Annotated in this window: 14 protein-coding genes; 11 read left to right on the top strand and 3 right to left on the bottom strand. The window is 62.1% G+C overall.

What is annotated here, in order from left to right; all coding sequences use genetic code 11:
• Window positions 1-59: 59 nt before the first annotated feature.
• Window positions 60-839, top strand: coding sequence for a TSUP family transporter (locus tag ACM6I6_RS15330; protein ID WP_274077307.1), 780 nt, complete (start codon window positions 60-62; stop codon window positions 837-839).
• On the opposite strand, the gene nudC is transcribed toward ACM6I6_RS15330, so the two are convergent.
• Complete coding sequence (gene nudC / locus ACM6I6_RS15325; protein ID WP_414920152.1) at window positions 807-1,637, bottom strand: NAD(+) diphosphatase; 831 nt, start codon at window positions 1,635-1,637, stop codon at window positions 807-809. The two genes, ACM6I6_RS15330 and nudC, sit on opposite strands and share 33 nt — an antisense overlap.
• A gap of 7 nt (window positions 1,638-1,644) precedes the next feature.
• Window positions 1,645-2,457 (bottom strand): crotonase/enoyl-CoA hydratase family protein, encoded by an 813-nt coding sequence (locus tag ACM6I6_RS15320; protein ID WP_408601042.1) that lies wholly within the window; start codon window positions 2,455-2,457, stop codon window positions 1,645-1,647.
• 559 nt (window positions 2,458-3,016) lie between these two features.
• Between ACM6I6_RS15320 and glgA the strand changes: the two genes are divergently transcribed.
• The 10 genes from glgA to ACM6I6_RS15270 all read left to right on the top strand — a co-directional run bounded on the left by glgA (window position 3,017) and on the right by ACM6I6_RS15270 (window position 20,800).
• Window positions 3,017-4,603 (top strand): glycogen synthase GlgA, encoded by a 1,587-nt coding sequence (gene glgA / locus ACM6I6_RS15315; protein ID WP_274077310.1) that lies wholly within the window; start codon window positions 3,017-3,019, stop codon window positions 4,601-4,603.
• 12 nt (window positions 4,604-4,615) lie between these two features.
• The gene (gene treZ / locus ACM6I6_RS15310) at window positions 4,616-6,412 is read left to right on the top strand and encodes a malto-oligosyltrehalose trehalohydrolase (RefSeq protein ID WP_414920151.1); all 1,797 of its coding nucleotides are present in this window, start codon (window positions 4,616-4,618) and stop codon (window positions 6,410-6,412) included.
• Window positions 6,409-8,487 (top strand): 4-alpha-glucanotransferase, encoded by a 2,079-nt coding sequence (gene malQ / locus ACM6I6_RS15305; protein WP_323607150.1) that lies wholly within the window; start codon window positions 6,409-6,411, stop codon window positions 8,485-8,487. The genes treZ and malQ overlap by 4 nt, the downstream gene beginning before the upstream one ends.
• On the top strand, window positions 8,484-11,258 hold the full coding sequence (locus ACM6I6_RS15300) for a malto-oligosyltrehalose synthase (protein ID WP_414920150.1): 2,775 nt from the start codon (window positions 8,484-8,486) through the stop codon (window positions 11,256-11,258). The genes malQ and ACM6I6_RS15300 overlap by 4 nt, the downstream gene beginning before the upstream one ends.
• A gap of 21 nt (window positions 11,259-11,279) precedes the next feature.
• Window positions 11,280-11,603 carry a DUF2934 domain-containing protein gene (locus ACM6I6_RS15295; RefSeq protein ID WP_274077314.1) on the top strand — a complete coding sequence of 108 codons (324 nt, stop codon included), beginning with the start codon at window positions 11,280-11,282 and terminating at the stop codon, window positions 11,601-11,603.
• 114 nt (window positions 11,604-11,717) lie between these two features.
• Window positions 11,718-13,877, top strand: coding sequence for a glycogen debranching protein GlgX (glgX, locus tag ACM6I6_RS15290; RefSeq protein ID WP_323628239.1), 2,160 nt, complete (start codon window positions 11,718-11,720; stop codon window positions 13,875-13,877).
• Window positions 13,878-14,070: 193 nt separating this feature from the next.
• The gene (locus tag ACM6I6_RS15285) at window positions 14,071-14,826 is read left to right on the top strand and encodes a PIG-L deacetylase family protein (RefSeq protein WP_274077316.1); all 756 of its coding nucleotides are present in this window, start codon (window positions 14,071-14,073) and stop codon (window positions 14,824-14,826) included.
• A gap of 851 nt (window positions 14,827-15,677) precedes the next feature.
• Window positions 15,678-16,478: an endonuclease/exonuclease/phosphatase family protein gene (locus ACM6I6_RS15280; RefSeq protein WP_274077317.1), complete on the top strand. Its 801-nt coding sequence runs from the start codon at window positions 15,678-15,680 to the stop codon at window positions 16,476-16,478.
• A 229-nt stretch (window positions 16,479-16,707) separates the two neighbouring features.
• Window positions 16,708-19,422, top strand: a complete 2,715-nt coding sequence (locus ACM6I6_RS15275; RefSeq protein ID WP_414920149.1) for an autotransporter outer membrane beta-barrel domain-containing protein — start codon at window positions 16,708-16,710, stop codon at window positions 19,420-19,422.
• Window positions 19,423-19,732: 310 nt separating this feature from the next.
• Window positions 19,733-20,800, top strand: a complete 1,068-nt coding sequence (locus ACM6I6_RS15270; RefSeq protein WP_323605749.1) for an autotransporter outer membrane beta-barrel domain-containing protein — start codon at window positions 19,733-19,735, stop codon at window positions 20,798-20,800.
• A 79-nt stretch (window positions 20,801-20,879) separates the two neighbouring features.
• Here ACM6I6_RS15270 and glgB read toward each other — a convergent pair whose 3' ends face one another.
• Window positions 20,880-23,114, bottom strand: coding sequence for a 1,4-alpha-glucan branching protein GlgB (gene glgB / locus ACM6I6_RS15265; RefSeq protein ID WP_274077320.1), 2,235 nt, complete (start codon window positions 23,112-23,114; stop codon window positions 20,880-20,882).
• Window position 23,115: the final 1 nt, after the last annotated feature.

The raw sequence follows: 23,115 nt of genomic DNA, 5'->3' as shown, positions 1-23,115 counted from the left end.
GTAAGATACCGGCCCTTCCCCGCAGCCCTTTGCTGCCCCCCGCCGATTAAGCCGATTCCATGCCTTTCGAACTCAGCGTTGACCTTACCACCCTGGCCATCCTGGCCTTTGTCGCTTTCATTGCCGGTTTCATCGACGCCATCGCCGGAGGTGGCGGGCTGTTGACCACCCCGGCCTTGCTGACCGCCGGCCTGCCGCCGCACCTGGTGCTGGGCACCAACAAACTCAGTTCGACCTTCGGCTCGGCCACTGCCAGCTTCACCTTCTACCGTCGCAAGCTGTTCCACCCCCGGCAGTGGATGCACGCCATCGTCGGCACCCTGGTCGGCGCGCTGACCGGCGCCGTGGTCGCGCATTACCTGCCGGCGGAATGGCTGAACAAGATGCTGCCGGTGATCGTGTTTGCCTGCGGGCTTTACCTGTTGTTTGGCGGCACGCCGAAAGCGCCGCTGGACAGCGACGCGCCGATCAGGAAAAAGTGGCAATCGACCCAAGGCTTCACCCTGGGTTTCTACGATGGCGTGGCCGGCCCCGGCACCGGAGCGTTCTGGACCGTCAGCAGCCTGCTGATGTACCCGATCGATCTGGTCAAGGCCAGCGGCGTAGCGCGCAGCATGAACTTCGTCAGCAACATTGCGGCGCTGTCGGTGTTCGTGTTTTCCGGGCAAGTGGACTGGATCATTGGCCTCTGCATGGGCCTGTCAGTGATGGTCGGGGCTTTCTTCGGCGCTCGCACCGCCATCAGCGGCGGCGCGAAGTTCATTCGTCCGGTGTTCATCACCGTGGTGCTGGGCCTGACCGTACGGCTAGCCTGGCAGCACTGGTTCAGCGTGGCCTAGGCGCCGCGCCACGTAGACGTCGATCAGGTAACGGGCAATCGAGCGTGACGCCGGCAACGGCGGCAGCTCATGTACGTTGAACCACTGGGCGTCTTCGATCTCGTCCTCCTGGCAGACGATCTCGCCACCGGCATATTCCGCATGGAAGCCGAGCATCATCGAGTGCGGGAACGGCCAGCACTGGCTGCCCAGGTACTGGATGTTCTTCACCTCGATCTGCACTTCTTCACGCACCTCGCGAATCAGGCAATCCTCCGCCGATTCGCCAGGTTCGGCAAACCCCGCCAACGTGCTGTAGACCCCGGCAACAAAACGTGGCGAGCGTGCCAGCAGCACTTCATCGCCACGGGTCACCAGCACGATCATGCTCGGGGAAATCCGCGGGTAGCTGCGCAAGTCACACGGCTGGCAATACATGGCCCGCTCGCGCGGCACCTGGGTCATGGCCTGGCCGCAGTTGCCGCAAAAACGGTGCTCGCGGGCCCAGGTGCCGATCTGCGCGGCGTAGCCCAGTACCTTGAACAGGGTGTGATCGCCCTCGAGCATGAATGCCCGCAAGCCTTTCCAGCCGCAGCCCGGCACATCGCCGGGGGCGCGCAACTCCAGCAAATAGACGGGCTCGCCATCCAGATGGCCGATGCCGTGCTCGGCGAGTATCGGCAGGTCCTGGCGCTTGAGCCATTCGCGCGGGAACAGTGCGCCGTTGTCATCGAACAAAAAGCCTTCGGGGCTGCGCGCTACCGCCCAGCCGTCGGGTTGGTCGGTGTCCAGTACTGCCGTGGTCCAGCGTGGAGTCATTTTTCACTCAATCCAGAAATTCGGGTTTCTGTTTGCTCATATGGGCGGCCATGGCCACGCGCAGATCGGTGGATTGCAGCATGGCGGCGTTCCAGGTGGCGACGTATTCCAGGCCGTCGTCGATGCGATGATCGCGCATGTAGCTGATCATCTCCTTGGTGCCAGTAATGGCAATCGGCGACTTGCTCGCAATCTCCCGGGCAATGCCCATGACGCCGTCGAGCAGGCTGGCGGTATCGCTGTAGACGCGATTGACCAGGCCCATGCCGCGTGCTTCTTCGGCGCCGAAGGTGCGACCAGTGTAAGCCAGCTCACGCAGCATGCCGTCCCCGATGATCCGCGGCAAGCGTTGCAGCGTGCCGACGTCGGCGGCCATGCCGATGTCGATTTCCTTGATCGAGAATTGTGCGTCTTCGGCGGCGTAGCGCATGTCGCAAGCGGCGATCAGGTCGATGGCGCCGCCCAGGCAATAACCCTGGATAGCCGCAAGCACCGGTTTGCGGCAATGGTCGACCGCATTGAAGGAAGCCTGCAGGTTGAGGATCTTGCGCCGCAGCAAGCGCGCATTGCGCCCCACGTCCTTGCCCAACTCATTGGCTACGCCGGCCAGCATCATCAGGTCGATGCCGGAGGAGAAATGCTTGCCGGCGCCACTGATCACCACCACCCGAACTTCGTCGGTGTCGTCGATCCACTGGAAGATCTCGATGATCTCGGTCCAGAAGGCAGCGTTCATCGAGTTGATCTTTTCCGGGCGGTTGATCTGCACATGGGCAACTTTATCCACCAGTTCGACGTTGAACGCTGTGTACTGAGACATGCTAGTGATCCTTTACCGGGCAAAAAAAGAGCCCGAACTATAACAAGGCACCATGGCTGGCGGTAAGGCAGTGGTTCGGCCAAAAGCGGGACGCGGGCGAGTGCACCATAACAGTGCTTGCGCACCGCGACGCTACGCACATCCATATGACTGCCACGTGACTTTTTGAGGCCAAAACGCATAAAAACCTGCACTTCGTCGGTGCGTTCGCACCGGTATCCAGCACGTTCGTACCTAAATCAACCGATTGTCGAACAATTTTGCCATCAGCGCTTTACCGCTCTAAGTTCTGGCCTAGACTGATTTTCGCGGGGGAGACCGGTCGGTCACAAAGTGGAAAAAAAGTGGAAACTTTTGCCCCACGTGTCCGGTCGAGTGAAAGGTAGGTGCGTTGCGACTGGTGCAATCCTTGCAATGGTTAATTCACCCATACTGCCTCAACGCATTTGGGGAGCGCTTGCTCGCCGACGCGTAGCGCTTTTGCGCATGGCCACACCCATTGGCCACGAAACACCGTTTGCCAGACCTGAGAATTAGATCAACAACACGGGAGATTCATATGATTAGTGCGGCTTTGGATGTTCAGGGAGAGCTGGCTCATCAGCAGGTCGGCGAATCGAGCGCCGTGAGTGCTCCCAGCGCGCAACCGATCAGCGTTACCGGGACCCGGACGCTGACACCGGTGGCCAGCCAGAATCCCAACAAGAAGAAAGTGTTGTTCGTCACCTCCGAGATTGCCGACCTTGTGAAGACCGGTGGCCTGGGCGACGTTTCCGCCGCACTGCCGCGGGCCATGGCGCATCTGCACGATGTGCGGGTACTGATCCCTGGCTATCCGCAGGTGATGCACAGTGAAAACCCGATTCACATCATCGGTGAACTCGGCGGTCACGCGGCGCTCCCACCGTGCAAGATCGGGCGCATGGACATGCCCGACGGCCTGGTCATTTATGTGTTGATCTGCCCTGAGCTCTACGAGCGCGAAGGTTCGCCCTATGGCGCCAACAACGGCCGCGACTGGCCGGACAACCATATCCGTTTCGCCCGCCTGGGCCTGGCCGCCGCCGATATCGCCGCCAACCTCGCACAAATCCACTGGTGCCCGGACCTGGTGCACGCCCATGACTGGCCGGCCGGCCTGGCCCCTGCCTATATGCACTGGCGCGGCCAGCGCACGCCCACCCTGTTCACCATTCATAACCTGGCGTACCAGGGCGTGACGAGCCTGGGGTCCTGCCCCGAGCTGGGCATTCCGCAGCACGCCCTGCAACAGGAAGGCATGGAGTTCTACGGCAAGATGTCGTTCCTCAAGGCCGGCATGGCCTATTCGAGCCACATCACCACGGTCAGCGCCACCTACGCCCAGGAAATCACCACCCCGGACTTCGGCTGCGGTCTGGACGGTTTTCTCGCCGCCAAGACCCAGCAAGGCCTGCTCAGCGGCATTCCCAACGGCATCGATGAAAGCTGGGATGCGGCCACCGACCCGCACTTGTTCTGCCCCTTCAAAATCGGTGATTGGGACGGCAAGGCGGTCAACGCCGCCCATGTCCGCCAGTTGTTCGGCCTGCAGGACAGCGAAGGCCCGCTGTTCGCCGTGGTCTCGCGCCTGGTTTACCAGAAAGGCCTCGACCTGACCGAAGCGGTCTCCGAATACATCGTCAAATCCGGTGGCCAGATCGCAATCATTGGCCGTGGCGAGCCGGAAGAAGAGCAGGCCATGCGCGAACTGGCCCTGCGTTTCCCCGGGCAGATCGGCGTGCGCATCGGCTTCAATGAAACCGATGCCCGGCGGATGTTTGCCGGCAGCGATTTCCTGTTAATGCCGTCGCGCTATGAACCGTGCGGCCTGAGCCAGATGTACGCCCAGCGCTTCGGCTCGTTGCCGGTGGCGCGCAATACCGGCGGCCTGGCGGACACCATTGAAGACGGCGTGACCGGCTTCCTGTTCGATGAATCGACGGTGGAGAGCTATCAGGAAGCCCTGAGCCGTGCGTTCAAGGTCTTCGAATTCCCCGGCCTGCTGAACGCCATGCGCTGCCGCGCCATGGCCGCACCGTTCAACTGGTGCAAGGCGGTCGAACCTTATGCTGAACTCTACGAACAGCTAGTAGCCAAAGCTTTGGGGAAATCGCACAAACAGTAAGAGGCTTTAGAGATGCCGTTACGGACCCTTGAGACCTGGCCCCACGGCGCAATCAAACTGGACCCGCAAAACACGCGATTCGCGTTGTGGGCTCCCGATGCGTTCTACGTCAGTGTCGAGCTGGAAAATGGACAGTCCTTGCCGTTGTTGCCCCAGGCCGACGGCTGGTTCGTGATCAACACCCGTTGCCCGGCGGGTACGCGCTACCGCTACAACATCGATGGCGAGCTGGAGGTGCCGGACCCGGCCTCCCGCGCCCAGGCCGGGGACATTGACCAGTACAGCGTGGTGGTCGACCCGCTCGCCTACCAATGGCGGCACACCACCTGGCTGGGACGCCCCTGGAACGAAGCGGTGATCTACGAGCTGCACGTCGGTGCGCTCGGCGGCTTCGCGGGTGTCGAGCAACAGCTGGCGCACCTGGTCACGCTTGGGATCACCGCGATCGAGTTGATGCCGATCGCGCAGTTTCCCGGCGAGCGTAATTGGGGCTACGACGGGGTGCTGCTGTATGCGCCCCAGGCCTCCTATGGTTCTCCCGAGCAGCTCAAGCACCTGATCGACACCGCCCATGGCCTCGGTCTGGCGGTGATTCTCGACGTGGTCTACAACCACTTCGGGCCCGATGGCAATTACCTGCATCGCTACGCCAAGGGCTTCTTCCGTGAAGACCGGCACACGCCTTGGGGAGCAGCCATCGATTTCCGTCGGCGCGAGGTGCGCGACTTCTTCATCGACAACGCCTTGATGTGGCTGCTGGAGTACCGTTTCGACGGCTTGCGCCTGGACGCGGTCCACGCCATCGAAGACCCGGATTTTCTCCAGGAACTGGCCCAGCGGGTGCGCGAGCAGAGCGATCCGTCGCGCCATGTGTGGCTGATGGTGGAAAACGAACATAACCAGGCCAGCCTGCTCGAGCAGGGCTTTGATGCGCAGTGGAACGATGACGGGCACAACGCCCTGCACGTGCTGCTGACCGGCGAAACCGATGCCTATTACGCCGACTATGCCGAAAACCCCACCGAACAACTGGCCCGCTGCCTGAGCCAGGGCTTTGTGTTCCAGGGCCACGTCAACCGCCACGGCGAGTCACGCGGCGAGCCCAGCGGGCATTTGCCACCCACTGCATTCGTGCTGTTTTTGCAGAACCACGACCAGATCGGCAACCGCGCCTTTGGCGAGCGCCTGCATCAACTGGCCCACCCCGAAGCGTTGAAAGCGGCGACGGTGCTGTTGCTGCTGTCGCCGATGATCCCGCTGATGTTCATGGGCGATGAGTTTGCCGCCGAACAACCCTTCCTGTTTTTCACCAGCCACCATGGCGAACTGGCACGGCTGGTGCGCGAAGGACGGCGCAATGAGTTTGCCGCGTTCAGCGCCTTTGCCGACCCGCATAAACGCGAACAGATTCCCGATCCCAACGCACCACAGACTTTCGAAGCATCGCGCCCTGCCCTTGCCTACACCACGCCATCGGCGGTCCATGACTTCTATCGGCAACTGTTGCAGATCCGGCATCGACATATCATTGCGTTTTTGCCCGGTACCCACGCGCTGGATGCCGAGGTGCTCGGCACCGCAGCGGTGAGCGCGTCCTGGCGCCTGGGCGATGGCAGCCACTTGCGCATCGACCTCAACCTCAGCGCCAAGCCAATACGCCACACGCCACCGGTCAATGCTTCTTTACTGTTCGAACAGCCGCCTGGGTCCGGTCAACAGCTGGATCAAGGCACCTTGCCCCCGTATTGCGCGCTTGTCAGCCTCACGGCCGCGGCCCCTTTGCTACCCCTTGATGGAGAGCGCCAATGAGTGATGCGCAACTGGAAATCCTGGCCACCCGGGCCGGCCTTGCAGTCGACTGGATCGACGCCAATGGCCGCCCGCAAAAAGTCGCCCCCGCAGTGCTGCGCAACGTCCTCACCGGTCTCGGCCACCCGGCCGGCAGCGCCCAGGAAATCGACGCCAGCCTGGTCGAATTGCAACAGGTCCAGGAAACCCGGCACCTGCCGCCGCTGATCACCGCCGATGTCGGGGTTGGACTCAACCTGGCGCACTTTTTCGAGCCGCTGACACCCTGCGAGGTCCATCTCGAAGATGGCTCGCACCTGAGTCTGAAACTGGATGCCGAGGCCGTCCTGCCCGGGCTGATTCCGGTCGGTTACCAGCACGTCGACATCGATGGTCAGAGCTTCACCCTGGCCGTGGCCCCCGCCCGCTGCTACAGCGTGGGCGATGCCGTGGACAGCCCGATCCCGCGTACCTGGGGCCTGAGCGTGCAACTGTACGCCTTGCGCCGTGCCGGCGATGGCGGTTTTGGCGACACCCAGGCGCTGGAAGACCTGGCCCGAGTGGCCGGTGAACGCGGCGCCGAAGCCCTGGCGATCAGTCCACTGCATGCCATGTTCGCCAACGACACCCACCGCTATAGCCCCTATTCGCCTTCCAGCCGTCTGTTTCTCAACAGCCTGTATTGCGCGCCGGGAGCGATTCTTGGTGAGCGCGCGATGCGCACCGCAATCGATGCCACGGGCCTGGCCGCCGAGCTCAAGCACCTGGAAGAGCTACCATTGATCGACTGGCCGACCGCCGCCGAAGCCAAGCATCGGCTGTTACAGGCGCTGTACGAAGGCTTCGTGCAGGGCGAACATCCGCTGCACGCCGACTTCAGCAGCTTTCGTCATGCCGGGGGTGAAGCGCTGGAAAATCATTGCCGCTTCGAAGCCATTCAAGAGGCACGCCTGGCCCAAGGGCAAAGCCTCGATTGGCGTGAATGGCCGGAGCAGTGGCGCAACCCGCGCAGCGCCGCCCTGGCCGAATTCGCCGAAGAGAATGCCGGACGCATCGGCTTCTTCGCCTTCTGCCAGTGGCTGATCACCCGGTGCCTGGAGCGCGCGCAAGCCGCCGCCCGCAGCAGCGGCATGGGCATTGGCCTGATTGCCGACCTGGCCGTGGGTGCCGATGGCGGTGGCAGCCAGGCCTGGAGTCGCCAGGACGAACTGCTCGCCTCCCTCACCGTTGGCGCGCCACCGGACATTCTCAACCGCACGGGCCAGGGTTGGGGCATTTCCGCCTTCTCCCCCGAAGGCCTGGTGCGCAATGGCTTTCGCGCTTTCATCGAAATGCTGCGGGCCAACTTCGCCCACGCCGGGGGCCTGCGAATCGACCATGTCATGGGCCTGCAACGCTTGTGGGTGATCCCCAATGGTGCGTCGCCAGCCGATGGCGCCTACCTGTATTACCCGCTGGACGACTTACTACGGCTGTTGACCCTCGAGTCCCATCGCCACCAGGCCATTGTGCTCGGTGAAGACCTGGGCACGGTGCCCGATGGCTTGCGGGAAAAACTCAGCGCCCGCGCCATGCTCGGGATGCGCGTGTTGCTGTTCGAACAGGACAACACCCACTTCAAACCGATCCTCGACTGGCCGGACAACGCCCTGGCCACCACCAGCACCCACGACCTGCCCACGCTCAATGGCTGGTGGCATGGCCGCGATATCGACTGGAACGCCCGCCTCGGCCTGGTCGATGCCAGCGCTGAAATCGAGTGGCGCCAGCACCGTGAGCGCGAGCGCGAAGGCCTGCGCCGGACCTTGAGCCAGGACCCGCAGAACTTTCGCGAAGAGTCCCATGAAACCGATCAGGTGCTCGACGCCAGTGTGCGTTTCCTCGGCCACACCCGCGCGCCGCTGGTGCTGCTGCCGCTGGAGGATGCGCTGGGCATCGAACAGCAGGCCAACCTGCCCGGCACCATCGATACGCACCCCAACTGGTCGCGACGGCTGCCCGGGTACAGCGAAGCGCTGCTCGACGACCCGGATGCCGCCCGGCGCCTGGAACTGCTCGCCTGCGCGCGACTTCAGGCGGCCGAGCGTGACCAATGAATCAAATCAATATCGAACCACTACGGGCCACCCTGCGACTGCAATTTCATAAAGGCTTCACCCTCGACGACGCCGTGCCGCTGGTGCCCTACTTTGCCCGCCTCGGCATCAGCCATGTCTACGCCTCGCCGCTGCTGAGCGCCCGCGCCGGTTCGATGCACGGTTATGACGTGGTGGACCCGACCAGCGTCAACCCGGAGCTCGGCGGTGAACCGGCATTGCGTCGCCTGGTCAGTGCCCTGCGCGCGCAGAACATGGGGTTGATCCTCGATATCGTCTCCAACCACATGGCGGTCGGCGGTAATGACAATCCCTGGTGGCTGGACTTGCTCGAGTGGGGACGCCTGAGCCCGTACGGCGAGTTCTTCGATATCCAGTGGCACTCGCCCGACCCCTTGATGGAAGGCCAGTTGCTGTTGCCGTTCCTCGGCAGCGACTACGGCATCGCCTTGCAGGACGGTACCCTCGCGCTGCGTTTCGATGCGAAGCGCGGCACGTTTTACGTCGAGCATTACGATCATCACTTTCCGATCTGCCCCAGCCAATACGGCGAACTGCTCAAGGCCGATGCCGAGCCGCTGAAATTACTGGCGGACCGCTTCAGCACCTTGAGTTACCAGACCGACGCCTACAGGCTGGCGATTCCGTTAAAAGAGGAGCTACGGGAACTGGCCTGCGATCCGGCGATGCTGCAAACCATTGAACACAATCTGCAAGCCTACGACTCAAAGACCAGCGAGGGCTTCCAGCGCTTGCACGACTTGCTGGAACGCCAGAGCTACCGCCTCGCCAGTTGGCGCACCGCCGCGGACGACATCAACTGGCGGCGTTTTTTCGATATCAACGAGCTGGGTGGCTTGCGCGTAGAGCGTCCGGCGGTGTTCGAGGCGACCCACGCGAAGATTTTCCAGTTGGTGGCGCAAGGGCTGGTCGACGGGTTGCGCATCGACCACATCGACGGCCTCGCCGACCCGCGGGGCTACTGCCGCAAACTGCGGCGGCGGGTCGACAGCCTGGCACCGGGCCGGCACCTGCCGATCTATGTGGAAAAAATCCTTGGCGAGGGCGAAAGCCTGCACCGCGACTGGTCGGTGGATGGCACCACCGGCTACGAATTCATGAACCAGTTGTCGCTGTTGCAACACGACCCCGAGGGTGAAAAAAACCTTGGCGAACTCTGGCAGCGCTACAGCGAGCGCCCGGCTGACTTCCGCCAGGAAGCACAACTGGCGCGCCAGCAGATTCTCAATGGTTCGCTCGCCGGGGATTTCGAAAGTGTCGCCCAGGCCCTGTTGCAAGTGGCCCGGGATGACCTGATGACCCGCGACTTGACGCTTGGGGCGATCCGTCGGGCGTTGCAGGAACTGATCGTGCATTTCTCGGTGTATCGCACCTACATCGGTGCCCTGGGGCGTTCGACCCAGGACGAGGTGTTTTTCCAGCAAGCCATGGAGGGCGCCCGCCAGACTTTGAGCGAAGCCGACTGGCCAGTGCTTGAGTGCCTGGCAGGTTGGCTGGGCGGCGAGGCCTGGCGTGGACGCCCGGCCGGTCGCCTGCGTAAACGACTCAAGCATGCTTGCGTGCGATTCCAACAGTTGACGTCACCTGCCGCGGCGAAGGCCGTGGAAGACACCGCGTTCTATCGCTCGGCGGTGCTGCTGTCGCGCAATGACGTTGGCTTCAGCACCGAGCAGTTCAGCGCCCCGGTGGCCGATTTTCATGGGGCATGCGCCCAACGCCTGGCCAATTTTCCGGACAACCTGCTCGCCACCGCGACCCACGATCACAAGCGTGGCGAGGATACCCGGGCGCGCCTGGCAATCTTGAGTGAACGCAGTAAATGGTACGTCGAACAGGTCGGCCTGTGGCGCGCCCTCGCCCGCCCGTTGCGCGACGATGACCAGATGCCGTCTGCGGGCGATGAGCTGATTCTCTATCAGGCACTGCTCGGCAGTTGGCCGCTGGAGTTGCACCTCGACGACCAACCGGCCTTGGAGGACTACGCCAAACGCATCAGCCAATGGCAACGCAAGGCCCTGCGTGAAGCCAAGCTGCAGAGCAGCTGGAGCGCTCCGAACGAGGTTTACGAACAGGCCACCGAGAGCTTCACCCAGCGCCTGCTGTTGAGTCCGGAAGGTGATCTGCTGCGCAGCGCCCTAGGCAAGGCCGCCCGCACCATCGCCTTGCCCGGCGCCCTCAACGGATTGGCGCAAACCTTGCTGCGCATGACCGTGCCGGGCGTGCCGGACCTCTATCAGGGCGCTGACTTCTGGGACTTCACCCTGGTCGATCCGGACAACCGCCGGCCGGTGGATTACGCCAGCCGCCAACGGGCCTTGCAGCAATCGCTGGATCTGCCTGATCTGTTGACGCATTGGCGCGACGGGCGCATCAAGCAAGCGTTGATTGCGCAGACTTTGAACCTGCGGGCCGAGTACGCCGACCTGTTTCGACGCGGGACCTACCAACCCCTCGAAGTCATCGGCAGTCAGGCCAATCGGGTGCTGGGATTTGTACGTGAATGGGAGGCCAAGCGCGCCATCGTCATCGTGCCGATCCGTTGCTCGGCTCTGCTGGAAAACAGTGCCGAGCCTCAGGTGGACGCGCAGCAGTGGGGCAACACCCGGGTCAGTTTGCCCTTCACAACCGCCGAGGAAAATCTGAAGGGACTTTTTACAAGCGTCGCAGTCACAAAAAACAGGGAGCTGATGATCAGCGCCGCGCTGGGGGATTTCCCGGTCAATCTCTTTATCCAAACTACCCACACTTGAGTTCAGTTCAGGAGCAATGCGATGAGTACCGACGATAAGCGTATCCGCGAGTTTGCCTATCAGATCTGGGAGTCTGAAGGCAAACCCGAGGGCCAGGAAGCACGGCACTGGGAGATGGCGCGCAAACTCGCCGAAGCCGAAAAACTGGCGCCGAAAAAGCCGGCAAAAGCCCCGGCAAGCAAGCCCGCCGTGAGCAAAGAGGGCGATGCCAAGCTCAATGGCAAGGCTGCAGCACCAAAACCCAAGGCCAAGGCCAAGCCGGCTGCTGCCTCTGCGGTGATACCACCTGGGGAAAAGGCTGCCGAGAAAAAGCCCCGTGCGGCGCGAAAACCGCCAGCGGTCTAAGCTTCTGCCGTTGCATTGAATCATTGCGTGGCGAGCCCGCTCGCCACCGAGGGGTGTGCTCGCCCGCGAAATAAATACTGAGCCCCGTTACTGTCCGCTGTTGCTGGAGCAAATATGTCCCGTCCGAAGAAAGAAACGCCGCCTCCCCGTGCCGAACCCTCGCGCATCCGTGAAGGCCTGCCCTTTCCACTCGGTGCGACCTGGGATGGCCTGGGGGTCAATTTCGCGTTGTTCTCGGCCAACGCCACCCGGGTCGAACTGTGCATTTTCGATGATGCCGGCGAAGTCGAACTCGAACGCATCGAGCTGCCGGAATACACCGACGAGATCTACCACGGCTACTTGCCCGACGCCCATCCGGGGCTGATCTACGGTTACCGCGTGTACGGCCCGTACGACCCGGCCAACGGCCATCGCTTCAACCCCAACAAGTTGTTGATCGACCCCTACGCCAAACAACTGATCGGCCGCCTGAAATGGTCCGAGGCCTTGTTCGGCTACACCATTGGCCACCCGGACCGCGACCTCAGTTTCGACGAACGCGACAGCGCCCCCTTCGTGCCCAAATGCAAGGTGATCGATCCGGCGCACACCTGGGGCCACGATCACCGGGTCAGCGTGCCCTGGGACAAGACGATCATTTATGAAACCCACGTGCGCGGCTACAGCATGCGTCACCCCGCCGTCCCCGAAAACGTGCGCGGAACCTTTGCCGGGCTGATGGTCGACGAAGTGCTGGAGCACATCCGCAAGCTGGGCGTGTCGAGTGTCGAACTGCTGCCGATCCACGCCTTCGTCAACGACCAGCACCTGCTGCACAAAGGCATGACCAATTATTGGGGCTACAACAGCATTGCTTTCTTCGCCCCCGACCCGCGCTACCTGGCCAGCGGCAAGATCGCCGAGTTCAAGGAGATGGTCGCGCACCTGCACGAAGCCAACCTGGAAGTGATCCTCGACGTGGTCTACAACCACACTGCCGAGGGCAACGAACAGGGTCCGACCCTGTCCATGCGCGGCATCGACAACGCCTCCTACTACCGCTTGAAGCCTGACGACAAGCGCTTCTACATCAACGACTCCGGCACCGGCAACACCCTGGACCTGAGCCACCCGTGCGTGTTGCAGATGGTCACCGACTCCCTGCGCTACTGGGCCTCGGAGATGCATGTGGATGGCTTTCGCTTCGACCTGGCGACCATCCTCGGGCGTTATCACGACGGCTTCGACGAGCGCCACAGTTTCCTCGTGGCCTGCCGCCAGGACCCGGTCCTGCGTCAGGTCAAGCTGATCTCCGAGCCCTGGGATTGCGGGCCCGGCGGGTATCAGGTCGGACGCTTCCCGCCGGGCTGGGTGGAATGGAACGACAAGTTTCGCGACACCGTGCGCGCCTTCTGGAAAGGCGACGATGGCCAGCTGGCGGACTTCGCCAGCCGCATGACCGCTTCCGGCGAGATGTTCAACCAACGCGGCCGGCGGCCCTATTCATCGCTGAACTTCATCACCGCCCACGACGGTTTCACCCTCAATGACCTGGTGTCGTACAACGACAAGCACAATGAGGCCAACGACGAGGACAACCAGGACGGCAGCAACAACAACCTGTCCTGGAACCATGGCGTCGAAGGCCCCACCGACGACCCGGAAATCAACGCCCTGCGCCAGCGCCAGATGCGCAATTTCTTTGCCACCTTGCTGCTGGCCCAGGGTACGCCGATGCTGGTGGCCGGCGATGAATTCGCCCGCACCCAGGAAGGCAACAACAACGCCTATTGCCAGGACAGCGAAATCGGCTGGGTCAACTGGGACCTGAGCGAAGACGGCAAGGCCCTGCTCAAGTTCGTCAAGCGCCTGATCAAATTGCGCCTGACCTATCCGATCCTGCGCCGCGGGCGCTTCCTGGTGGGCAATTACAACGAGGACATCGGCGTCAAGGATGTCACCTGGCTCGCACCGGATGGCAGCGAAATGACCACCGAGCACTGGCACGATGCGCATAATCGCTGCCTCGGCATGTTGCTCGACGGCCGCGCCCAGGAAACCGGGATTCGCCGCAAAGGGGCGGACGCCACGCTGTTGCTGGTGGTCAACGCCCATCACGACATCGTCAACTTCCTCCTGCCGGAGGTGCCCGATGGCAGTTTCTGGACCTGCCTGATCGACACCAACCAACCGTCCATACGCGGCCAGGAACGCTTCGACTTCGGTCGCGAGTACTCGGTCACCGGGCGTTCGTTGCTGTTATTCGAACTGCAACGGGAGGAAGAGGAGTAAAAACAGCCGGCGCGCCGGAAAAATTGTTTCTTGCGAGCACATCCGGGGCGACGAATACCGCTACATGAGCAATACTCGATGCGCGGCTGTCCAGGGTCCGGAGCGCCGCGCTTCGCTATCAACCCGCCCTCACGGCTGCTGCCGCACTTGCGTCGCGCACGCCTGAAGGCGAATGTAACAAGGACGTAACGCCATGAAATCCGTGTCCATCAGTGACAGCTGTGCCGAGCAAATCTGGAACAGCGCCCCGCAACTGGCCAATATCCCGGTCATCGGTACCCAATCCCTTCTCCCTCCCGGAGCCCGCGCAGTGGTGATCGCCCCCCACCCCGGCGACGAAGTGCTGACCTGCGGCGGTCTGCTGCAGTTGCTCGCCGCCACGGGACACCCCTTGCAACTGATCTCGGTGACCGACGGCAGCGCCAGTCATCAAGGCTCCCAGCAATGGTCGGAAAAGCGCCTGAGCGTGTTCCGCTCCCAGGAAAGCGTCGAGGCCCTGCGCCGGCTCGGATTGCCGATGCACAGCCTGAAATGGATTCGCGGCGGTTTCACCGACAACTCCCTGGCCGAGCATGAACAGGCGCTCACGCAATTCATCGCCCGTTATCTGCGTCCGGGCGATGTGGTGTTCAGCACCTGGTGCGATGACGGCACCAGCGACCATGACGCCGTCGGCCGCGCCAGCGCCAATGCGGCCACCATCGCGGGCGCCGTCTTCACTGAAATACCTGTCTGGGCATGGCACTGGCCAAACCGCGATAGCGCCTTGATCCCCTGGCATCGGGCACGCAAAGTGCGCCTGGACACCTGGACGGTGGCGCGCAAGAGCCACGCTACCCATGCGTATGCCAGTCAGCTCGACGGCGAGCCGGCCATCGGGGTTGCCCCGCGGTTGCCGAGGGTGTTGCTGGAGCGGATGCGGTTGCCTTATGAGATTGTATTTGTCTGAATAGACCGAGTCGTCCTGACAGCCAAGCAATCTCCTGCAGATGTACGCCGATCAAACTGTAGGAGCTGGCTTGCCAGCGAAGGCGGCCTGACAGCCGAGCAATCTCCTGCAGATGTACGCCGATCAAACTGTAGGAGCTGGCTTGCCAGCGAAGGCGTCCTGACAGCCAAGCAATCTCCTGCAGATGTACGCCGATCAAACTGTAGGAGCTGGCTTGCCAGCGAAGGCGGCCTGCCAGCCAAGCAATCTCCTGCAGATGTACGCCGATCAAACTGTAGGAGCTGGCTTGCCAGCGAAGGCGGCCTGACAGCCAAGCAATCTCCTGCAGATGTACGCCGATCAAACTGTAGGAGCTGGCTTGCCAGCGAAGGCGGCCTGACAGCCGACCTCTTATGTGTTGACCGAAAAAAATCTGGACAACACCGTCACTCAGACAGTGTGCGTCATCGTTGACGACCATCGCTGGCAAGCCAGCTCCTACAGTTTGATCGGGCACATCCGCGGTGGCGTTACGCAGAAATGGATATGTACGCAAAAGAGCTGAACTGCACGCTACCAGATCAGTGTGCGTCATCGTTGACGACCATCGCTGGCAAGCCAGCTCCTACAGTTTGATCGGGTACATCCGCGGTGGCGTTACGCAGAAATGGATATGTACGCAAAAGAGCTGAACTGCACGCTACCAGATCAGTGTGCGTCATCGTTGACGACCATCGCTGGCAAGCCAGCTCCTACAGTTTGATCGGGGATAGCCGCGAAAACCAAGGAAATGGATAAGTACGCAAAAGAGCTGAACTGCACGCTGCCAGATCAGTCGCATACATAAGCAACCCGGATTCAGAGGAGTGAAAGTGAGCAGCGACTCTAATCGCCAGACCCTTGGCTCAATACCGTTGGACAACCCCCCGGTCATCCATCGACTGCGCGTGCTGACGGTCAACACCCACAAAGGATTTACCGCACTCAACCGGCGCTTCATCCTCCCGGAGTTGCGCGATGCGGTACGCAGCACCTCAGCCGACCTGGTGTTCCTGCAGGAAGTCGTCGGTGAACATGAGCGCCATTCCTCGCGCTACAACAACTGGCCGCAAATGTCGCAGTACGAGTTCCTGGCCGACAGCATGTGGAGCGACTTCGCCTACGGACGCAATGCGGTCTACCCCGACGGTCACCACGGCAATGCGCTGCTGTCCAAATACCCGATCCGCGAATACCGCAACCTCGACGTTTCCATTACCGGGCCCGAGCGCCGTGGCCTGTTGCATTGCGTGCTGGACGTGCCGGGTCACGCCGAGGTCCATGCGATCTGCGTGCACCTGAGCCTGCTGGAGAGTCATCGCCAGTTGCAGCTGCAGTTGCTCTGCCAATTGCTCGAATCCTTGCCCGATGAGGCGCCCGTGATCATCGCCGGCGACTTCAACGATTGGCAGTTGCAGGGCAACGCCGCCCTCTCCCGTCGCGACTACTTGCACGAAGCCTTCGAACGCCACCATGGCCGTCCTGCAAAGACCTACCCGGCGCGTTTCCCGTTGCTGCGCCTGGACCGGATCTACCTGCGCAACGCCAGCAGCCATGAGCCGAAGATCCTCAGCCACAAGCCCTGGACGCACCTGTCAGATCACCTGCCATTGGCGGTCGAAGTACATCTGTGATGCGTCTGATCTGATCTCTACCTGTCATTTGTGACAGTAGATACCCCAAAAAACACCTGCTACGGTGCTCCCGTCCGTTTCGAACGAATCGTGCGGACAGGCCCCGTAGCCGTCGTTGCCCGAAAGGTTTTGCCTTCCTGATGATGTCTCGCAACTCGCGCTGCCGATGCACTTGATGCCTTGCCCTGCTGGCAAGACACAGGGTGCCGATTCTTACGCGGAGACGAGCATGAAGCTTTGCAAAGAACTGCCCAACTACCGTTACAGCGCCTGTGCCATTTCCATCTGGCTCTGCATGGGCTGGTCACTGCCCGCTAACGCGGCTTGTAACCTCACCCCCTCCCCCGGCAACGACAACTTCGTCTGCGACAGCGGCAACAGCGGGCCGCTGACTGACCTTGCCGGTAACAACAGCCTGAGTTTTCCCGCCAATGGCAGCGGCTCGATCACAGGCAATGTGACCTTCGGCGCCGGCAACGACACCCTGGGCATGAATTCCGGCGTCATCACCGGGATCGTCAATCAGGGCGACGGTAGCGACACGTTCAACATCAGTGCCGGCCAGGTCACCGGGGCGGTGAACCAGGGTAATGGCGTCGATACCTTTGTCATGAGCGGCGGGACCCTCCAGTCGCTGGCCCAGGGCGACAGTCGCGACTTTTTCGAGATGAGCGCAGGCACCATCACGGGCGCCTTCGAAGACGGCGACACCGCCAGGATGACCGGCGGCAGCATCGGCCGGGTCGACATGAAGCTCGATAACAATCTGTTCGACATGTCTGGCGGGCAGATCCTCGGCAATCTGGTCACCGGGTTCGGGACTGACACCATCATCGTTTCCGGTGGACGGATTGGCGGCAACATCAGTGTCAGCGGTGGCAACGACAGCATTACGGTGACCGGCGGCGAAATCGTCGGCGAGATCCGTACCAGCGTGGGCGATGACACATTGACCTGGGAAGGCGGCGGGATCATCCGCTCGGCGATCCTGATGGGAGATGGCAATGACCAGGCAACCCTGCGCAATCTCAATGACACCATCCTGGCCCAGACGCCGACCATAGATGGAGGCAACGGCAGCGACCTGCTGACCTTCGATAACACCACGTCCAGCGGCGCTGCGCGTTACACCAACTGGGAAACCGTCAACCTGGACAAAGGCTCGCGGTTCGACTTCGACGGCAACTTCGTCCTGGGTGACAGCGACACTGGCAGCGGCGTGTTCAACATCGACAGTAGCAGTGTCGTGACTTCGACCCAGGGCAGCCTCACCCCGTTTACCGCAGGTCAGCGTGCGACGCTGAACAACGCCGGGGTCATCGACCTGAGCAGCGGCAATAGCCGCACCAGCGACACCCTGACGGTACAGGGCAACTATGCGGGCAACGGCGGCCAGTTGTGGGTACAAAGCGTCCTGGGCGATGACAGTTCCCCCAGTGACAAACTGGTGGTCAAAGACGGCACCTTGACCGGCACCACCTCGATTACCGTCAACAACCTGGGTGGCACGGGTGCGGCAACCCTGCAAAACGGCATTCAGGTTGTCCAGGCCCAGGGAACGGCCATCAGCGACAGTGGCGCCTTTACGCTAAGAACCCCGTTATCGGCCGGCGCTTTCGATTACCAACTGTTCAAGGGCGGCGTCACCGCTGGCAGCGAAAACAGTTGGTTCCTGCGCTCATCCGTAGTGGCCGCGCCAGTGGTCGAGGTGCCCAATCCGAACCCCGCCTTGCCACCGATTCTGGTTCCACCGCTTGTGGTGCCCAACCCGGATCCTGCCTTGCCACCGATCCTGGTAGCACCGGTCGCAGTGCCCAACCCGGATCCCACCTTGCCACCGATTCTGGTTGCACCGGTCTCGGTGCCTAACCCCAATCCTGCCTTGCCACCGATTCCGGTACCCCCGGACGCGGCGCCGCTCGCGACGCCGGTAGCGGCCGTCGGCTCGCCGCCATTGCCGGTCCCTGAACCCGGTGCAGCGCCCATTCCCCTGTACCGTCAGGAAGTCCCGGTCTGGTCCGTATTGCCACCGGCGGCCGCGCAGCTGGCCCTGACGGCGCTCGGCACCTTCCATGATCGACAGGGTGACCAACGACTGCTCAACGAAACCGGTGCCTTTGGTGCGGGCTGGGGTCGGGCCTACGGGAAAAACTTCGACCAGACCTGGGCCGGTACCGTCACGCCACGGCTCGACGGCTCGCTGAACGGGTTCCAGGTGGGCAACGATCTGTTCGCTTCGCAAACGTCCACCGGGCAAACCCAGCGCACTGGTTTTTTCGTCGGTCACAGTCGCTTGCAGGGTGATGTCGACGGTTTCAACCAGGGTTTCCATGACCAGCGCGCCGGCAAGGTCGAGTTGCAAGGCGACAGCCTCGGGCTCTACTGGACCCTGATCGACCCCAAGGGCTGGTATGTCGATACCGTGGCCATGTACACCTGGCTCAACGGCGACAGCCACTCCGACCGTGGTCTGAAAATCGACAACGACGGCCACGCCACGACCCTCTCGGTCGAGGCCGGCTACCCCTTTGCAGTGGCAGACAATTGGGTGCTCGAACCTCAGGCACAGGTCATCCATCAGCAGGTTAAGCTGAAGAGTCAGGACGACGGTATTTCCAGGGTGTCGTTCGATTCCGACCCGGCCTGGACCGGCCGCCTCGGCGCCCGGCTCAAGGGGCGGTACGAGGTCGCGGGCCTGCCGTTGGAACCTTACCTGCGCGCCAACCTGTGGCACACAATGTCGGGAACGGACACCGTGACATTCGGCGACAGCACCGAGATCAAGACCGAACAACGCACCTCATCGGCCGATCTGGGCATCGGTGCCATCCTCACCCTTGCGCCCGCTGTGAGCCTGTATGCCAATGCCGATTACAGCAGCAATATCGACAGCAACCCCTTGCGTGGAATGAGCGGTAACGTGGGAGTCAGGGTGAGTTGGTAAGCCTCGAAAACGGCTCTAGCTCGCGAGTTTTTTGACGTTTCAACCAATAAACAAGAACTTAGGGAGGCGTCGTAAATCAGTCACTTATATGATCTGAAATACCCCTACCATTTATCGGCCATTTTCTTGACGCAATGGCAGGGGTCTTCTTGACTTCACGGTACTACCCCGGAATCACCATCAGGACCAACCGCCGCCACCCGTGAAAACGGGCAGGCGTCGGCTTGCCCTAATTCCTTCGGTCGCCCCTCACTCGGGGTAGGAGAGACGCCAGAGCGAGATACCGCATGCGATTGCAAGGTAGACCTCCATGAAGACTTCATTCACCTCACAAGAGATCCGCGTCAGTATTTGCACCGTTTCCAGTACCCTGCTGTTGTGTTCGTCGATGGAAGTGCAAGCCTCCCCCGCCGAGGAAGAAACGACCCCCTGGTATCGCCAGGATATCCCCGTGCTCACCTTGCCCGCACTCGCCAGCTCCTATCCCGGCCATTTCAGCCCGATTGCCGATACCCGAAGTTCCAGCCTGACCGTCGAAGACGCCGCGCCCGGTGCCTGGGATCAACTCTATGGCCAGGCCTCGCGCCAGGCACAAACCGATGCCCTGGCCCAGGGTTTTTCCATCCCCGGCTCCGGCGAACACAAAAGCCCGGCGCTTGTGACCCTGCGAAGCAATAGCGGTCATACACAACGGGTCGGCCTGATCGGCGGGACTGCAGAGTTCCACGGCACCGGCAACGGCTTGATGACCAATCGCGCGCAATCGGACCCGCGCAACGACACCCTCAACCTGCAAGGGCAGAGCCTCGGCGCCTACTACAGCCTGACCGGCCCACAGGGCTGGCACGTCGATCTGTCGGCCAGCGGTGGTCGGGTCAACGGTTACAGCCGCAATGAACAAGGCGCCCGACAAATTACCGAAGGCAGTGCGGTGACGCTCTCGGTCGAAGGCGGGTTCCCGATTGGCATCAGTGAGAACTGGGTGGTCGAACCCCAGGCGCAATTGATCAATCAGCGCATCACCCTGGATACGCCCTATGCCGGTTCCGGCAACGCCTCCTCCAGTGACCTCTCCTCGTGGAGCGGCCGGGTCGGTGCCAAGTTGAAAGGTAGCTACGACATCAACGGCCTGCCCATTGAACCCTATGTGCGCACCAACTTGTGGCACACGGTGTACACCGGCAATACCGTTTCCCTCGACCAGGTCGACAAGATCAGCAGCAGCCGCAACTCCTCGACGGTCGAACTGGGCTTGGGTCTGGTCGCCAGAATGACACCCACCGTGAGCCTGTACGTCAGCGCCGACTACAGCAGTGATGTGGATGACAATGATTTGAACGGGCTGATTGGCAGCCTCGGGGTAAGGATGCGTTGGTGAGGGAAACTGCCGGTACTCAGCAGTTCCCAACGCAGGCGCTTCGCGGGCACGTCGTATCGCCCGCGAAGACGGCGCCTGATCAGCCTTGCGGGCGCAACATCAACACCGCCAACGGCGGCAGATTCAACGCCAGTGACAATGCCTGCCCATGGCTCGGTGTTGCCTCGGCCGTTGCCCCGCCACTGTTGCCATAGTTGGACCCGGCATAGATCGACGAATCGCTGTTGAACACCTCGCTCCACTGCCCGGCAAACGGCACGCCGACGCGATAGGCCTCGCGCGGTACCGGCGTGAAGTTGGCCACCACCAGGATCGGCTGGCCGTCCTTGCTCCAGCGCATCCAGGCGTAGACGCTGTTGATCGCATCGTCGCCGATCAGCCACTGGAAGCCCTGCGGCACGTCGTCCTGCTCGTGCAGCGCCGGCTCTTCGCGATACAGCCGGTTGAGGTCGCTCACCAGCTTCTGCACGCCTTTGTGCTCGGAGTACTGCAACAGATACCAATCAAGCTGCTGGTCGTGGTTCCACTCGCGCCATTGGCCGAACTCGCAGCCCATGAACAGCAGTTTCTTGCCCGGATGGGTCCACATGAAGCTCAGGTAGGCCCGCAGGTTGGCGAATTTCTGCCAACGGTCGCCGGGCATCTTGTCGATCAGCGAGTGCTTGCCGTGCACCACTTCATCGTGGGAGATCGGCAGGATGAAACGCTCCGACCAGGCGTACACCAGGCCAAAGCTCAGTTCGTTGTGGTGATGGGCGCGGTACACCGGATCTTGCTGGATGTAATGCAGCGAATCGTGCATCCAGCCCATGTTCCACTTGTAGGCAAAACCCAGGCCGCCCTGTTGCGTGCCCTGGCTGACACCCGGCCAGGCCGTGGACTCTTCGGCGATCACCAGCGCCCCGGGGGCTTCAAGCGCCACGACGTCGTTGAGATGACGCAGGAAGTCGATGGCCTCAAGGTTCTCCCGGCCGCCATGGCGATTAGGCACCCACTCGCCGGCCTTGCGCGAGTAGTCGCGGTACAGCATCGACGCCACCGCATCGACCCGCAGGCCATCGACGTGGAAATGCTTGAGCCAGTGCAACGCCGACGCCAGCATGTAGCCGTGCACTTCGGTGCGGCCGAGGTTGTAGATCAGGGTGTCCCAGTCCTGGTGAAAACCTTCCTGGGGGTTGCCGTATTCGTACAGCGCGGTGCCGTCGAACTGGGCCAGGCCATGGGTGTCGGTGGGGAAATGCGCCGGCACCCAGTCGAGGATCACGCCGATGCCCGCCAGGTGGCAGGCATTGACGAAGGCGGCGAATTCGTCGCCGGTGCCGTAGCGGGCGCTGGTGGCGAATTGCGAAAGCAATTGATAGCCCCAGGAACCGCCGAACGGGTGCTCCATGATCGGCATCAGCTCGATGTGGGTGAAGCCCAGTTCTTTCACGTACGGAATCAGGCGCTCGCCCAGCTCCGGCCAGGTGTACTGGCGGGCGACTTCGCCCAGGTCATCCAGCTCGCATTGCCAGGAACCGGCGTGCAGTTCGTAGATCGACAACGGCGCCGTCGGTCGTTGACGCTCGCCGCGGGACGCCATCCAGTCCTGATCCTGCCAGTCGATCTTCAAAGGCGGGGCGACTTTCGAGGCGGTGTCCGGTGGCAGGCTGGTGGCCAGCGCCATGGGATCGGCCTTGAGGGGCAGGATCCCGTCCTTGCCGAGGATTTCGTATTTGTAGGCCTCCCCTGCTTGCAGGCGTGGAATGAACAGCTCCCAGACACCGGTGGGGTGGCGCAGGCGCATCGGATGACGACGACCGTCCCAGCCGTTGAAGTCCCCCACCACCGACACCCTCCTGGCGTTCGGTGCCCACACGGCGAAGCGCACGCCATCGACGCCATCCACGGTCTTCAACTGGGCGCCCAGGGCGCTGCTCAGATCGCGGTGGTTACCTTCGGCGAACAAATACAAATCCATCTCGCCCAGCAGCGGGCCAAAACTGTAGGGGTCTTCGGCAATCTGCTCGCCACCGGCCCAGCGGGTTCGCAACAGATACGGCTGTGCCCGTTGGAAATGACCGGCGAACAGCCCGGGGGTCTGTGTCGCTTCAAGGTTGCCCAGTTCTTCCCCGGACTCCTTGTCCACCACCTGCACGCTCAAGGCGCCCGGCAGATAGGCCCGGATGAATTGTCCGCCGGCGCCATCGCCGTGGGGACCGAGAATGGCAAAGGGATCGCGATGCTCGGCGCGTACCAGCGCATCGATATCCCGCGCTTTGGGTAGCAGCGCTTCACTGTGATGATGACCCGTTTCCTTGTTCGAGAAACTCATG

Origin of the sequence: Pseudomonas sp. IT-P218, from assembly GCF_949767605.1 — a bacterium.
GTDB lineage: Bacteria > Pseudomonadota > Gammaproteobacteria > Pseudomonadales > Pseudomonadaceae > Aquipseudomonas > Aquipseudomonas putida_AE.
The sequence above is the reverse complement of the archived record's forward strand: the minus strand, read 5'-3'. Positions and strand labels throughout refer to the sequence as shown.